This window comes from Chryseobacterium sp. WLY505 (genome assembly GCF_030846215.1).
In the GTDB taxonomy this organism is placed as follows: Bacteria; Bacteroidota; Bacteroidia; order Flavobacteriales; family Weeksellaceae; genus Chryseobacterium.
Window position 1 is genome coordinate 110,151 of sequence record NZ_JAVCWI010000006.1, and the last position, 15,540, is coordinate 125,690.

Genomic DNA, 15,540 nt, shown 5'->3' on the forward strand with positions numbered 1-15,540 from the left:
CTTATCAAAGCACTTATTACTTATTACTTATTACTTATTACTTATTACTTATTACTTATTACTTATTACTTATTACTTATTACTTATTACTTATTACTTATTACTTATTACTTATCACTTATTACTTATTACTTATTACTTATCACTTATTTTCCCTAAAACCCATTCCCTGCAGCCTATCATCCATCACCTGCTACCTAAAAAAACAAAACCGCCCATTGCTGAGCGGTTGTTATTGTTACCAGATTTTGATTCTGTCTTCCGGAGCTTTGTAAAGTTTGTCTCCTTGTTTCACATCGAATGCTTTGTAGAAAGCGTCAACGTTGATAAGTGGACCAAAACTTCTGAAATATCCTGGTGAGTGTGGATCAGTTTTTACCTGATTCACCATATATTTCTCACTTGATAATGTTCTCCAAACGGTTGCCCAGCTTAAGAAGAATCTCTGATCCTGAGTAAATCCGCTGATTTTTCCTGGGTTTCCTTTGTCTTTTAAGTACATCTGAAGAGCGTCATAAGCGATATTTACTCCACCTAAGTCAGCGATATTCTCACCGTTTGTGAAAGTACCGTTTACAAAAGTTCCTTTTACAGGCTCGTATTTGTCATACTGAGAAGCAAGAGCTTTGGTTGCTTTTTCGAAGTTTGCTTTATCTTCCGGAGTCCACCAGTCTACTAAGTTACCGTCCGCATCGAACTGTGCTCCTGAATCATCAAATCCGTGGCTCATTTCGTGGCCGATAACCGCACCGATACCTCCGAAGTTTACAGCAGCATCAGCTTTAGGGTTAAAGAATGGCGGCTGAAGGATCGCTGCAGGGAATACAATCTCGTTGTTTACCGGGTTGTAATATGCATTTACAGTTTGTGGAGTCATTCCCCATTCTGTTTTATCTACCGGCTTGCCAATTTTAGCTAAATCTTTGTTATATTGCCATTCGGTAATATTCTGAAGGTTCTGATATAGGTTTCCTCCTTTAGCTTCCGAAACGATATTTAATTTTGAATAGTCTTTCCACTTGTCCGGATAAGCCACTTTTACAGTAAACTTGTTCAGCTTCTGCATTGCTTTTTCCTTCGTGGTTGAAGACATCCAAGATAAGTTGTTGATGTGAACAGCGAAACTTTTCTTTAAATAGTCGATCAATTCTACCATCTGAGCTTTTGCTTCAGCAGGGAAATATTTCTCAACATATAATTTTCCGAAAGCTTCTCCCAAAGTACCGTTGATCAATTCAAATCCTCTTTTGTTAAGAGCTCTTTGTTCCTGTTGCCCTCTAAGGTATTTACCATAGAAAGCAAATTTCATGTTTCCTAAGTTTTCGCTTAAGTAAGAAGCACTTCCATGGATCATGTGGAATTTAAGATAATCCTTGATTACAGGAAGATTCTGAGCATTTACCAATTTATCGAAGTTCTTATAGAATCCTAATTCGCTGATAATTACTTTGTCAGAATTTACGCCTACTTTTTTAAGGTAACCCGGAAGGTCAACATTTTTTACCAAAGCAGAAAGTTCAGCCATCGTCTTAGGATTGTACTGAAGCGTGTTATCACGGCTCTGCTCGTTGGTCAGGTAAGTTTGTGCGATGCTTTTTTCATAATTAACGATACCTTTTGCTGCTTCATCAGCATTTTTGTATCCTAATTCTTTTAGCATAGAAGCTACATATTTCTGATACTCAGCAATGGCTTCGGTATTTTTTTCGTTTACTTTCTGATAGTAATCTCTTCCTAAACCTAGAGAAGCATTACCCAGGTAAACTGCATTCATTTTAGAATCTTTAAGATCTGCATCTACTCCCCATCCGTAGAAAACATTTTCACCTTCTTTCGTTACAGAAGTAAGGTAATTCTGAAGATCAGCCATATTTTTAATAGCGTCAATCTTGTTCAGGTTTTCCTGGATTGGTTTAATTCCATCAGCATTTCTCTTCTGCATGTTCATATAAGTAGCATACAGATCCTGAATTTTTTTCCCTTCGCTTCCGTCAGCAAATTTATCTTTCAGAAGAGAATTCAGGATGGTCATGGAATTGTTATCCGTATCCTCAGCCAGTTTGTTGAAGCTTCCCCAAGTTGGTTTGTCAGATGGAATTTTGGCAGTTTTCATCCAGGTTCCACTCACATAGTTATAAAAATCATCCTGAGGACGTACTGAAGTGTCCATCAAGCTAAGGTCTAAGCCTTTATCTGTGTTATTCACTGCTACTTTAGCAGTTTTTGCTTGTGCGCTCATCGTAGTCTGAGTGCAGATCCCTGCTATTAAAAACAAAGAAAGCGTTATTTTTTTCATTATGATAACAATTTTTAGAATATGTATGATTTATTTCGGATTTGTTACTTGAATATGAAAACAAATTTAAATAAATATCATGAAAGTATCCTAAGTGGGAAGTTGGGAGCAGGAAGCTGGAAGTTATTAAAGTCATAAAACAACCTCCAGCCTCACTCTTCCGGCCTCCAAACCTCATTAAGAAGTTGCTATCTCTTTTACATTCCCGGTTCTTTTCAGGAATCCCCAGGACTGCATTTCGCCTTTCAGTGCTTTTCTTAAACTTTTAAATAATACAATATACATCAGCCATCTGTACCCGAATCTCTGTGGAATAATATACAGGAGATTGATCAGTTTTTCCCTCTGTATGATGAATGCTACTAATGCTAATGAAGCATCCACCAAAAGGAAGATCAGATAATAGGTGAATATTTTGTCTCCGTTTCCGGACAAGATTCCAAAGAACATAATTACGTCTGCCAATGGCGAGAAAAATGGGATGATGTATTGGAATAATAGAATATTCGGCATTGCCCAAAGTCCCAATCCTTTATATTTGGGGTTAAGGAAAGTCTGTCTCTGTTTCCAGAACATCTGCATGATTCCGTAGGTCCAGCGGAAACGTTGTTTTAAAAACTGTTTTGTGGTTTCGGGAGCTTCTGTTACTGCTATTGCTCTGTTTTCGTTCGCAACAGTATATCCGGCTTTTAATATTTTCACCGTAATATCACAATCTTCTGCCAGCGTATCGGATGAATAACCTCCTGTTTCAATGATCACGGATCTTCTAAATGCTCCGATAGCTCCCGGAATAACCGTAATCGCATTGATATGAGCATATGCCAGCCTGTCAAAATTCTGACTTGTTGTATATTCTATAGCCTGCCATCTGGTAAGCCAGTTGACTCTGTTTCCTACTTTTACATTTCCTGCTACCGCGGCTATTTTTTCTTCCGCACTTGAATTTAAAAATCTTGCAATAAGATATTTCACGGCATCCTGCTGTAATTTGGTATCGGCATCAATACACACTACATATTCTGCATCAGTCTGTGATATCCCAAAGTTCAGAGCTGTGGCTTTTCCACCGTTTTCTTTGGTGAAAATTTTCAGTTTCGGATGATTGGGGAATGCTTCCAATGCTTTTTCATAAGTAGAATCTTTGCTACCGTCATCTACCATAATGATATTAAAATTAGGATAAGTCTGCTTCAATAAGTTCTGCAGGGAAGACACAATATTCACTTCTTCATTATAAGCAGGAACAATGATGGAAACTTTCGGATAAGATTCCAGAACAGGAAATCCGCCCAGTTTTTTCTCTTTTTTTCTTTCTTTAAATGCCCAGTATGCCATCAGCGATAATCTGATCAATCCTAACACAATGAAAATGGTAAATAAAGCAACCAGGAAGTGGCTTATTCCATAGATAACCGTTGCCAACACAAGGTTCAGCTGCATGATGTAATACGATCTCGTTTTAGGAACTTCAGGCATTAGTTCGCTTCTGCTTTTGTGCAGAATATTGGTCAGATTGGTAAAATGATAGCCTTGTTTCTGAAGCGTCGGGATCAGAATTTTTAAAGCTTTTACTGTTTCCTCTCTGGTATCTCCGCCTGCATCATGAAGAAGAATGATATTCCCTCTCTGCTGTTTGATTCCGGCCATTACACGTTTTACAATCTCATCTGCTTTTATTCCCGGCTGCCAGTCTTCCGGGTCTATATTTTCCCCTATATCAAGATAGTTTTGTTGTCTTGCCAACGCTACCGGAATAATCTCTTCTGAAGTGGTAGGTTCAGAGTCTGCGTTGTATGGTGCTCTGAACAGAATGGTACTGTGACCTGTGATACATTCGATCAGCAGTCTTGTCAGTTTCATTTCCAGCAAAGCTCTTTCCGGGCTTACTTTTGCCACATTCTCATGGGTAAAAGTGTGATTTCCTATTTCATGTCCTTCCCGATAAATTCTCTTTACAAGCGGAAGGTTTTTTTCTGCATTTAATCCTACCAGAAAGAAGGCTGCCGGAACGTGGTATTTGGACAGAATATCCAATACCTGTGGTGTATACGTTTCATCCGGACCATCATCAAAGGTAAGAACGAGCTCTTTCTGAGGAGCACTTCCGTATTTTTTCACTTCGTAAGAACTTGGGTAAGTGATATAATTTTCGTCTGTGATAATTTTCTCTTTCGGATCGATTTCAAGTGCAATTTTTCCGTCATGAGGGGTATTCAGAACATCCAGTACTTCTCCATCTCCGATGTAATCCACCATGGTCTGCCCTTTTACATTTTCAAGCGATTTCAAATTCATTTTGGAAAGTCCGGCGAAAGTGAGATCTTTATCATAAAAATTCCATACTCTGCTGTCTTCACTTCCCAGTCTCCAAAGCGCTGTTCCGGCCAGAGGATATTCTGAAGAGAAACGCATTGTGTTGAAAATAGAAGCCGCATCATTAAAAAAGACGGTATGGGTTAAATTTTTAGAATCTGTATAAGAATAATTTAAATTAAAAGTATTGTCATTAAAATCAATAACCGCTTTACTTGCACTGGCTTTTGTAATCGCCTGCATGTAAGTAACGGAGGTGTTATCATCCTTATTGGAACTCCAGTCATACCCATACGCTCCTAATCCAAGAATGATTTTTTGCGGAGAAGTTTGTTTTACGATTTTTCCCGTCTGCTCTTCAATCCATTTCTGAGAAGAAACCGGACCGGCATCACTTCCTGCGGAATACTCATCATACGCCATCAGTACAAAGTAATCTACATAAGGATTCAGTCTTGGGATATTGTAATCATCATTATCCGTCATGATATCCATAGTCACCAGCAACTGATTCTTTTTGAAAGTCTCTGAAAGTTCTTTCATAAAAGCAATCAGATTATCATCAGAATTGAGGTTCATATCCTCAAAGTCAATATTAATTCCTTTGAAATGATATTTTAGACATTGTTGGGTGATTTTTTGAATCAGATGGGTTCTTTTCTGCGGATCGTTCAGAACTTTTACCAACCCTTCTGAACGAAATTCTCTGTCTGAGTTATTACTCAACATGGGCATGGCTGCAACCCCTGTTCTTTTGATCACTTTATATCCTTCCGGATCTACATTGGTTTTCAGATCACCTGTTTTGGGATCAAGAAAAAACCATTCAGGGAAAACAAGATTGACATGTCTGATATTTCTTTTCAGAGACATCAGCGACTGAGGATCCCAGGCAACATAAAATGCAGAACGGATTCCTCCCGGAAACTGAGCCCAGTTTCTGTTCTGATTTTTATATCTTTCTGCTCTTGCTTTCTCGATTTTGTCGAGATTGGTATGAATTGTTTTTTCAGAAATAAAGCTTCTGAAACCTTTATATTCCTTTGAAATTTTATTCTCCTGAAGGTAAGGTTTATTGGCTGTAATTACCGCTTTATAATCTTCTTTAAAAGGTATTTTAGGACTTCTGTCCAGAGTCATCATCAGACCTAAAGCAAGCAGAAGCAGTATTCCTATAAAAATAAAAACACGGCTTCCCCACTGTACACTTTTCCAGCGTTTTTTACTGCTGGTCTGAAAAATCTGTTTGGAATTTTCCACGATTTTTGAAATTTATTGAAGGGCTTTCAAAAAGCGTGAAAAACTGTATGAAAATTAATTAAAAAAAAATTAAAAAAACAGGCTCGTATTTAACTGTTTACAAGAAGACTTACCAAATCCTGAATCACCTTTTGGGAAACAAAATCCATGAAGTCTACTCTTTCCAGATGTGGCATGTATAATTTGGAGGTTACTTCCTGATCATTGATCCTGATCGTATAGTAAACCGTTCCTACATCTTTACCATCTTCTCCTTTTCCCGGTCCGGCAACGCCTGTTGTAGAAAGGGAGATATGGGTTTCAAATAATTGCTGGCAGCCTTTCGCCATTTCCTGCGCCACCTGTTCGCTCACCACAGTGAACTCATCAACGGTTTCTCTTGAAACATTTAAAATTTTAATCTTTTTCTCTGTGGCATAGGCTACCATTCCACCAAGGAAATATTTTGAACTTCCGGAAACTGAAGTGATCATTTTGGCCAGTTCACCTCCTGTACAGCTCTCCGCAGTAGAAATCGTCAACTTTCTTTCGGTGAGCATTTCTGCCAGAATATTTTCAATTTTATCTTCAGATACTGCGATCACATGACCTTCTACCAAAGGAAGTAATTTCTGGATTTCTTCTTCTGTCCTTTGTTTCAACTGTTCTTCATTCTCACCGGAAGCCGTCAGACGAAGCTTTACACGCGTTCCTACCGGAAGATAAGAAAGTGCTATATTTTCAGGAAGTGCCAGCTCCCAGTCTTCAATTTTGTCTGCAAGAAGACTTTCAGGAATTCCCACCACAGAAACAATTCTGGTATGGATATAATGAAGGCTGAATCTTTGCTGTAAATAAGGAATGATCTGATCCTTAATCAGTGGTTTTACTTCGTAAGGAACTCCGGGAAGACTGTAGCACAATTTTCCATCCTGCTCCATCATCATGCATGGTGCTGTTCCGTAATGGTTTTGAAAAACGATGGATTTGGTAGGTACAAAAGCCTGTTCTTTGTTTCTCTCCAGAATATCTGCCCTTCCCCTTCTTTCCATATAGCCTTTCAAATGATTGAAGGTTACCTCATCCAAAGCAATTTCATCATCGAAATACTCTGCCAGTGCTTTTTTCGTTTTATCATCTCTGGTTGGCCCGAGTCCTCCTGTTGTAATGACTAAATCACCTGTTTCAAAGGCCGTGCTCAATGCATTTTTAATGGTTTCAATTTCGTCTGAGATGGTAAGAATCTGAATAACTTTTATTCCTATATTTTTAAGTTCAGTTGCGATAAAATTAGAATTGGTATCTACCGTATTTCCGGAAAGGATTTCATCACCGATAGTAATCAGAACAGCTTTTTCCATATATCTTTTTGTTGAAAAAAATTCTATGCAAATGACGGAAAATTCTACGGCAGCGGCAATATAAATTGATTTTTTCTATTTTTGCCTGAATTATCAAAAACTACAAGAAGAATTATGTCTAAATATGATGATGCTTCATGGCATTATGGTGGTGATTTTCCGGAAGGACTTCCTCAGAAAAACGGGGCAACACATACAGGAATGTTCCTGAACTGGTGTATTCACAACGATCTGATCTCCGATGAACTGAAAGAAGATGCTGCAGAAGAAATAGAAAAAGTAAAACGAAGAGAAATGACCGGAGCAGAATTTGTTATGGATTCCTGCGACGGAAAATTTTCTGAATATGATCTGAATGAACTGGGAAATCTTTTTGCCAAAGACTATTATGCAGACGACACAGATTTCGGGAACAGATACAGTTCATTTGCTGATGATTACGTAAATATTTTTGATGCTAAAGCAGAAGAAAACGACTACGAATATGAGACCTTCTACCATATCGAGGATACCTACGAAAACTACGATCTGATGAAACAGGTGATTGATCACCGTTTTGAAGAATGGAAGGAATACATTAATAGCTAATAATGAAAAGATAAAATCGCAAAACGGCTGATTTACAAATTGACCCTTTTGCGATTTTGTTTTTTTATTAATTATGCTTTACCCAAATCAGTTCATCGGTGTTATAGCCGATTTTTTTTGCTTTCTGAATGAAACGCTGGCGGATGCTTTCAGGAATATTGGTAGTACGGGAAAGTATCCACAAATATTTTAAACTGCTTCCAGCTACCAGTGCATACTGATAGTCTTCATCAATATCTATGACGTTATAACCCGCCCATATCGGTTTAAAAAATGAAACTTTAAGACGTGCTTCTGTCGGGTCTTTTACAAATTTTGCCTCCCCAATAGATTCATTCCATACTTTTTTAACGTAATCATACCCTTTATTTGTGACCTGAACTGTTCCATCCGGATTCTCTGTATACTCTGCAGTAACATTATCCATATTTTTCTCAAACCTGTAATCAAAACGGGCGATCTCATACCATCTGCCCAGATATTTTTTAAGATCAAAATTCTTTACCGCAGATGCTCCTCTGGGAATCCTTACAGAATAGGAATTGAAAATGATAAGCCCCAATGCTCCTAAAGAAACGGGAAGTATAATTTTATGAATAGTTTTCATGACAGAAAGATTTTGTGTAGTTGTTATAAAAACGTCAAAAATAATGCCTTAAGTCTGTTAAGGTACAATAAATTCTATGAAAATACTTTCAGGAAATTATCTTTAAAGCTTCCTGAAACCTCAATTTCTGTATCGTCAGACAACATCACTGTTCCGCTTTTGTGATAGGATTTTACAAAACCTGTATTGATAATATGGGAACGGTGAACCCTCACAAACGGGTTTTCCAGAAGGTCATCAAAGTGCTTCAGAAAACGGCACACCATCTTCTTTGTACCATCTGTAAGATATACCTGAGTAAAATTTCCATCCGCCTGAAGTCTTACGATATCTTCGGTCTTTACTACATCAAATCCCTGTAAAGTTGGTAAAATCAACTGTTGTTTTTCAGGTTTTAATTTCAGGTTTTCAAGAAGAATCTTATTCCGGTTGAGTTCCTCTTTTCTCTCAAGACTTTCCGCTACTTTATTGACAGCAAGAATCAGTTCCTGAATATCGATAGGTTTTAAAATATAATAGCTTGCTGATTTATTTAAAGCCTGTAATGAATATTGAGAAAATGCAGTAATAAAAATGGTTTCATAGGAGAAATCTTTGGTAGCTTCCAGCACGTCAAAGGCATTACCAAAAGGCATTTCTACGTCCAGAAACACCAGTTGAGGCTGTTTTTCAGTGATTAACGGAACAGCTTCTTTGATATTTTCAGCTTCACCCAGAATTTCCACCTGCGGGCAGTATTTGGTCAGATAGTTTCGCAAGACTTCTCTTGCTATGATTTCATCGTCAACAATAACAGCTTTTATTTTCATGTGAACAAATATTAAGTGGCAGGTAACAGATTGCAGATGCAAATTAGTGATATTTAAGCAATCATACAATCGGTCCAAAACTTACAACCTCCGTAATTCCGGCTAGGCAAGATTCATCCGGATAGTCACCAAAACTCCATTGTTATTTTCTTTATCCTTTATGGAGCACGTGATCTCTTTTTTGTAGAGATCATTCAAAAGCTGAATTCTTTCCAGCGTATTTTTCATTCCTCTTCCCTCTCTCATTTTCTGGTGCTGGGTTTTCTGCTTTTTACTTTCTTCAATACCTATTCCGTTGTCTTCAATAAGGATGTTCAGATGAGATTCACTTTTCTCAAAGCTTAATTTTAAAAATCCTTTGTCAGTTCTGTAGCGGAGTCCGTGCCAGACGGCATTTTCCAGAAACGGCTGTATCAGCATTCCCGGAACTTGCAGATTTTGCATATTCAGATTTTCATCTACTTCAATTTCATAATCGAATTTATCGGTAAAACGTGTTTTTTCCAAAGCCAGATAATTCTGAAGAAGATCAAGCTCCTGCTGAAAAGGAATAAAATCTTCAGTGGAATTTTCCATTACACCGCGCATCAGTTTGGAAAATTTGGTCAGATACTGATTCGCTTCCAGTTCATTATTGGTAGCTATAAAATGGTTGACACTATTTAAGCTGTTAAAAATAAAATGAGGGTTCATCTCACGACGCAGCGACTGCAGGGCAATTTTTTTATTTTTGGTCTGAACCTTTTTCAAAGTTCTGAAAATAAAAATGATTAATCCTGTCAGCAGAATTAAAGCTCCGATCAGACTGTAATTAAAGACATTCTTCTTTCGTATAAGCTCATCTTTAAGCTCTTTTTCTTTTTCCAGCTGTGAGATTCGCTGTTCTGTATCTTCCAGAATTTTATTATCAACCAGGCTTCTGTCTTTGGAAACAAGATTCGGAAGTTTTCCCAAAAAATCTCTGTACAATTGAACTGAAGCATCTACATTTCCTGAAATCGCATACAGACTGTCCAGTTTTTTTACACTTCTCTGTGCTTCCAGTGTATGACCTTTATCCAAAGCAATTCCGTAGGCATTTTTCAAAAGGTCCACAGCTTCTTTAGGATCATTCTTTTTAATATAGATATCGGCCAATTCCTGAATCTGGTTAACTTTCTCCTGTGAGTTTTCTTTCACAAAATCCTCCTTCAGAACTTTCTTTTTGGCTTCAATCGCTTTCTCAAAGTTTTTGTTTTCCACATAAAGATCTGCCAGTTTCTGATTAATGGCAAGCGCTTGCTGAGGAGCTTCTTTTTTAGAAATTTTATAGGCTGTATTCAGGTTTTCTTCGGCACTGGAAACGTCCTTCTGTTTCAAATTCACATCTGCAAGCTGGCTGTAACTTTCTGCAAGATCGCCTTGCTCATTTTCCTTTTTAGTCAGATTGATATTATTCTGGATTGCTTCTGCTTTAAGCTCAGGTGTGGGCGAAGAAAGTCTTGCTACATCATTAGCATTAACAGCTTTACTTTTTTCGCTGTAACTCATCTGTGCGGCCATGCTGTAATTACTGATGGCTGGTGTAATTTTATTCTGTTTTTCCTGTGACTGGGCTAATCTTCGGGTTGCTTTCTCGATATTGGGTTTATCATTGAGTTTTTCATACAGCTTTTTCGCTCTTGTATAATACTCTTCACTTTTGGGAAAGTTTCCGCTATTGAAAAATGTTTCTCCGATATTATAATAAGAATCTGCCTGGGCAGGTTCATTTTTCTTGTCCATTGCTTTTTTCAGCTTCTTCGTTTCTACCTGCACTTCTTCCACAGCAGCCGCGCTGTTGGTAGTGGTTTGGGAATAAATTATATTTCCCAAAAGCACAAGTAAAAAGATTGTAAAGAGTTTAAGCATTTTCATAAAACAAAGATATACATATATATAGTCTGCTCAAAAACTATTCACCAAGTGAAGTTTCCCTTTCACCAAGTTGAGTTTTTGATACTCTGACTATAAAATGATTTTTTGGAAATGAAGAACACCCGTTAGGCATTTAAGCAAGTCTCTGGATTTTATGAATGGTTGAAAAGAGTATTTTTCAAAATAATTCTTTTTTCTCAAGGTTCACCAAGTGAAAACTCCATTTCACCAAGTCTCCCGGAATCTGGTTTATGATCAGTGTAATTTTACATCAGAATTAAAAATTTAAAAACAGGAAATTATGAAATTGAAACATTTTTTATTAATCGGAATTTTAACCCTTGGAAGCTTTGTAAATGCTCAGGAAATAAAGAAAAACGCCATTGAAGTAACAGGTGTTGCCGAAATGGAAGTAGAACCGGATGAAATTATCTTCAGCATCGGGATAAAAGCGGATAATAAAAACGATCTCGCAGATAATGAAAAGAAGTTATTTGATATTTTAAAAAACGCAGGAGTAAAGAACGAGGATATCAAGTTCAAAGCGATGTACCAGAATATCTATTCTAAGACAGCTAAGTTTTCAAAGAACTATCAGTTTAAAGCAGGTACAAAATCAAATCTCAGTAAAATATTTGAAGATCTGAATCAAAAATGGGTAGGTAATCTGAACATTGCAGAGGTAAAGAATACTAAAATTGCGGATTTCAAAAAAGCAGTGAAGATCAATGCTTTGAAAGCCGCTAAAGAAAAAGCAGACTACTTACTGGAAAGCATGGGTAAAAAGACAGGAAACGCTCTTGAAATTGTAGAAATAGAAGACTACACCAGTGATGTGATTATGCCTGCAGCTTATAAAGGACGATCTTATGGTGTGCAGGTGGAAATGGCTGACGCTCCTGTAGATTATTCTTTTGATAATATTGAAAATATCAAGCTGAAGTACAGCATCAAAACAAAGTACGAAATCCTTTAAAATGGACTGCCCCCAAAAAGTTAGACACTTTTTAGGGGCAGTTTTTTTGTTTTTGTACTATTGGGTTATTGACTTTCTGACTAAAGAAAAATACCTGCCTATCTATTAAAATCTGGTCAATGGTTGGAGGCTTCGACTCCGCTCAGCCTGACACTCCTCACACTAGTGAAATTACATACCAGATCAATATTATCACACTAAACATATAATCAGATCCTTCCGTTTTTATCATCCACCAAGTGAAACCTTCCGTTCACCAAGTTTCCCGATTTCCAGCCTTAAATAGGGATAATTTTACTTCAGGAATTCAAAATAATAAATGATAAAATGCTATCACAACAAATAACCAATAAAAAAATAACAATATGACAACTTTAAAAATCTTAGCACTTGCAGCAGGTACAGCTTTTTTAGGCACCGGTAATATTCCGGATAACCGCTCCAATAGTAATACTGACAATAAATTACCCGTAGAAAAAACGACATTGGTTCCGGTACACTCAACGGTAAAGGATAATAAAATTCAGGTCGCGCTTTTACTGGATACTTCCAACAGTATGGACGGACTGATTGATCAGGCAAAATCCAGACTATGGAATATTGTGAATACATTGACCACTCTTAAATACAACGGACAAGCTCCCCAGATTGAAATTGCCCTGTATGAATATGGCAATGACGGAATTCATGATGAAAATTACATCCGTCAGGTCACTCCTCTTACTCAGGATCTCGATCTTGTTTCTGAAAAATTATTTGCCTTAAGAACCAATGGCGGCAGTGAATATTGTGGTGCAGTGATTCGGGATGCCTCTGCCAACCTCAACTGGGACGGAAATGAGAAAAGCATGAAGCTGATTTATATTGCAGGTAATGAAGCATTCGATCAGGGGAAAATAAATTATAAAGATGTTGTTTCGAAAGCAAAAAGTAAGAATATTTACACCAACACCATTTTCTGTGGAAGCAGGGAGGAAGGAATCCAGACTTTCTGGCAAAACGGAGCTTCATTAGGAGGTGGAAAGTATTTCAATATCGACAGCGACAGAAAGGTTCTTTATATTGAAACGCCTTATGACATCAGAATTTCAGAATGTAATGCAAAACTGAATGATACGTATATCTATTACGGAAATCATGGGTCTGAGTACAGACTTAAGCAGATCACACAGGATAAGAATGCAGAGGCACAATCAGCATCCAACTTAGTGGAAAGAACAGTTGCTAAATCTAAAAAGAATGCCTACAAAAATGACCATTGGGATCTGGTAGATAAAGCTGAAAAAGATGCAGGATTTATTGCCAATGTTAAAGAAAGTGAACTTCCTGCTGAATTGAAAGGAAAAAGCAAAGAAGAAATTCAAAAAACAATTGCTGCCAAATCAGCAGCACGAGATAAAATTCAAAAAGAGATCGAGGAACTTTCCAAAAAACGCCAGACTTATATAGATTCTGAAATGAAAAAACGGGGAACTGGTGATTCTGATGATCTGGGAAAAGCTATTGAAAGTTCTATTGTAGAACTTGCGAAAAAGAATGGGTATAGTTTGTAGTGTAAGCGGGTTGAGGCCCGCTTTTTTATGTTATTCGATGACTTTTGTGATACAAAAGCACTTTGATCCAACAAATAATTTATCTGAGATTCCTATGGAATGACACAATTGGAATAGCGATTTATCCACGCAGTTTGTCATTCCGGTAGGTCTAAATAACCTTTATTCTTACTAAAAAATTGTGGTAAAATAAAGCATCACCTACCAAATTGAAAATACCTTGATAACGGATGTTTCTTTCCTTTCATAAACAAGGAGGCCATTTCCATTCCCGCCACTGAAAAAGTAATTCCGTTTCCTCCGAAGCCTAACACAAAATAAGAGTTTTTAAATTTATTATGTTCACTGATATAAGGTAAACCATCTTTGGTTTCACCGAAAGTTCCTGCCCATACAAAATCTGTATAAAAATGATAGTCAGGTTTTATTTTCTTTAAATTTTTAAGGATTTCCTTTTCTTTTTTATACAATATAGCATCACGTTTTTCGGCATCATAAAAGTCTTCGTCTCCTCCTCCAATGAGAAGTCTTGCATCATCAGTAGTTCTCATGTAAAGGTAGGGATCATCCGTATTCCAGACTAAAGTACTGGTGATATTTTTAAATTTGTCCTTATCTATTTCAGAAACGACAGCATAGGTACTTTTCAGGTTGACAAAGTTCTCTTTCAGCAGATTTTTACTTTCGTAGCCTATACAGTAAATGATTTTTTTTGCTTTAATCTCAAATCCACTGTCTACAGTAACCGTATTAAAGCCTCTGTGCTCCTCCACTTTTACCATTTCAGTCTTATCAAATACCTTAAGCCCTTTCTTCACATTGTGCATAAACAGTTCATGCGCAAATTGAAAAGCATCAATACTGGCTCCCTGTTCTGATACAATTCCACCGTAAGTATTTTCAAATTCAAATTTTTTCAGAATATCTTCTGCTTCCAGCCATTTTACTTCGAATCCGTTTTGTTTTCTGGCCTCACATTCTTTCATCAACCATTCTACATCTTTCTTTTTTGAAGCAAAATACAATGATTTCTTTCGTTTGAAACCTGCTTTAGATCCTATAATTTTTGTGAGTTTTTCTATTGTATCAATAGCATCACTGCAGGCTTTATAACTTAAGACAGCACCCTTTTCGCCTATTTTTTCTATCAGTTCATAAAGTGGAACATCTATTTCATACTGAAGCATTGAAGTTGTGGCAGAAGTACTTCCGTTACAAAGTTCTCTTTTATCAATAAGAATTGTATTATAACCATCTTCTATCATCTGATGAGCGATCAGACTTCCTGTAATACCGCCTCCTATGATGAGGACATCACATTCTTCGTTTGATTTTAATGAAGGGTAAGATGCTAATAATCCGTTTTTTAAAAGCCAGAAAGGTTCGTTTGATTTCAGATTCATATTGATATTTTCCATTTAAAATATCAACATTTATACCTTTTTTAACAATTATACATCAAATATTGGTGTAATTATTGTTATTTTTTTAAACTAAACCACCAAAAAATATTTATTATGATAACAATTATTCCAGAAGCTCCGGAGAATGTTGCAGCATTTAATGCAACGGGAGAAGTAACGAAAGAGGATTTTGAAAGATTGGTTATTCCGCGTGTAAAAGAGAAGGTAGAGCAATTCGGTGAACTGAACTATTTATTGTACTTGGATACCGATCTGGATAATTTTACTGTGGGAGCATGGCTTGAAGATTTGCTGTTGGGATTGAAAAATCTTACGAACTGGAATCGTTCTGCCATTGTAACAGACAAAGAAGGCATACGCGATTTCACCAGTGTTTTCAGTGTTCTGATGCCGGGAGAGTTTAAATCTTTCCCCAAAGAAAATTTATACAATGCCCTCTATTGGTGCAAAAATGGAGATGAGGTAGAGGCATAAA

At 37.0% G+C, this 15,540-nt stretch carries 11 protein-coding genes; 4 read left to right on the forward strand and 7 right to left on the reverse strand.

Going from position 1 to position 15,540, the window contains the following annotated elements; translation table 11 throughout:
• Positions 1-238 precede the first annotated feature (238 nt).
• The 3 genes from RAH34_RS14105 to RAH34_RS14115 all read right to left on the reverse strand — a co-directional run bounded on the left by RAH34_RS14105 (position 239) and on the right by RAH34_RS14115 (position 7,212).
• A complete protein-coding gene (locus tag RAH34_RS14105) occupies positions 239-2,296 on the reverse strand; it encodes a M13 family metallopeptidase (protein ID WP_114821453.1) in 2,058 nt (685 codons plus the stop codon).
• A 177-nt stretch (positions 2,297-2,473) separates the two neighbouring features.
• A complete protein-coding gene (locus RAH34_RS14110; protein ID WP_114821452.1) occupies positions 2,474-5,872 on the reverse strand; it encodes a polysaccharide deacetylase family protein in 3,399 nt (1,132 codons plus the stop codon).
• 89 nt (positions 5,873-5,961) lie between these two features.
• A complete protein-coding gene (locus tag RAH34_RS14115) occupies positions 5,962-7,212 on the reverse strand; it encodes a CinA family nicotinamide mononucleotide deamidase-related protein (RefSeq protein ID WP_306596550.1) in 1,251 nt (416 codons plus the stop codon).
• A gap of 114 nt (positions 7,213-7,326) precedes the next feature.
• Between RAH34_RS14115 and RAH34_RS14120 the strand changes: the two genes are divergently transcribed.
• Complete coding sequence (locus RAH34_RS14120) at positions 7,327-7,800, forward strand: hypothetical protein (RefSeq protein WP_114821450.1); 474 nt, start codon at positions 7,327-7,329, stop codon at positions 7,798-7,800.
• A 67-nt stretch (positions 7,801-7,867) separates the two neighbouring features.
• On the opposite strand, the gene RAH34_RS14125 is transcribed toward RAH34_RS14120, so the two are convergent.
• From RAH34_RS14125 to RAH34_RS14135, 3 genes are all read right to left on the reverse strand, one after another.
• Positions 7,868-8,407: a lipocalin family protein gene (locus RAH34_RS14125; protein ID WP_306596551.1), complete on the reverse strand. Its 540-nt coding sequence runs from the start codon at positions 8,405-8,407 to the stop codon at positions 7,868-7,870.
• A gap of 74 nt (positions 8,408-8,481) precedes the next feature.
• The gene (locus tag RAH34_RS14130; RefSeq protein ID WP_306596552.1) at positions 8,482-9,216 is read right to left on the reverse strand and encodes a LytTR family DNA-binding domain-containing protein; all 735 of its coding nucleotides are present in this window, start codon (positions 9,214-9,216) and stop codon (positions 8,482-8,484) included.
• A 102-nt stretch (positions 9,217-9,318) separates the two neighbouring features.
• Positions 9,319-11,076 carry a histidine kinase gene (locus RAH34_RS14135; protein WP_306596627.1) on the reverse strand — a complete coding sequence of 586 codons (1,758 nt, stop codon included), beginning with the start codon at positions 11,074-11,076 and terminating at the stop codon, positions 9,319-9,321.
• 337 nt (positions 11,077-11,413) lie between these two features.
• On the opposite strand from RAH34_RS14135, the gene RAH34_RS14140 reads away from it, so the two are divergent.
• Positions 11,414-12,088 (forward strand): SIMPL domain-containing protein, encoded by a 675-nt coding sequence (locus RAH34_RS14140; RefSeq protein ID WP_114821446.1) that lies wholly within the window; start codon positions 11,414-11,416, stop codon positions 12,086-12,088.
• Positions 12,089-12,453: 365 nt separating this feature from the next.
• On the forward strand, positions 12,454-13,641 hold the full coding sequence (locus RAH34_RS14145) for a VWA domain-containing protein (protein WP_306596553.1): 1,188 nt from the start codon (positions 12,454-12,456) through the stop codon (positions 13,639-13,641).
• Between the two features lie 197 nt (positions 13,642-13,838).
• Here the strand turns inward: RAH34_RS14145 and RAH34_RS14150 are convergent, their stop codons facing one another.
• Positions 13,839-15,059 (reverse strand): FAD-binding oxidoreductase, encoded by a 1,221-nt coding sequence (locus RAH34_RS14150; RefSeq protein ID WP_306596554.1) that lies wholly within the window; start codon positions 15,057-15,059, stop codon positions 13,839-13,841.
• Positions 15,060-15,158: 99 nt separating this feature from the next.
• Here RAH34_RS14150 and RAH34_RS14155 point away from each other — a divergent pair, with 99 nt between their 5' ends.
• Complete coding sequence (locus RAH34_RS14155; RefSeq protein WP_114821444.1) at positions 15,159-15,539, forward strand: STAS/SEC14 domain-containing protein; 381 nt, start codon at positions 15,159-15,161, stop codon at positions 15,537-15,539.
• The last annotated feature ends 1 nt before the right edge of the window (position 15,540 follow it).

Coding starts and splice junctions, on each gene's coding strand:
- RAH34_RS14105 (WP_114821453.1), bottom strand. CDS start 2,296: ATGAAAAAAATAACGCTTTCTTTGTTTTTAATAGCAGGGATCTGCACT.
- RAH34_RS14115 (WP_306596550.1), bottom strand. CDS start 7,212: ATGGAAAAAGCTGTTCTGATTACTATCGGTGATGAAATCCTTTCCGGA.
- RAH34_RS14120 (WP_114821450.1), top strand. CDS start 7,327: ATGTCTAAATATGATGATGCTTCATGGCATTATGGTGGTGATTTTCCG.
- RAH34_RS14125 (WP_306596551.1), bottom strand. CDS start 8,407: ATGAAAACTATTCATAAAATTATACTTCCCGTTTCTTTAGGAGCATTG.
- RAH34_RS14130 (WP_306596552.1), bottom strand. CDS start 9,216: ATGAAAATAAAAGCTGTTATTGTTGACGATGAAATCATAGCAAGAGAA.
- RAH34_RS14140 (WP_114821446.1), top strand. CDS start 11,414: ATGAAATTGAAACATTTTTTATTAATCGGAATTTTAACCCTTGGAAGC.
- RAH34_RS14145 (WP_306596553.1), top strand. CDS start 12,454: ATGACAACTTTAAAAATCTTAGCACTTGCAGCAGGTACAGCTTTTTTA.
- RAH34_RS14150 (WP_306596554.1), bottom strand. CDS start 15,059: ATGGAAAATATCAATATGAATCTGAAATCAAACGAACCTTTCTGGCTT.
- RAH34_RS14155 (WP_114821444.1), top strand. CDS start 15,159: ATGATAACAATTATTCCAGAAGCTCCGGAGAATGTTGCAGCATTTAAT.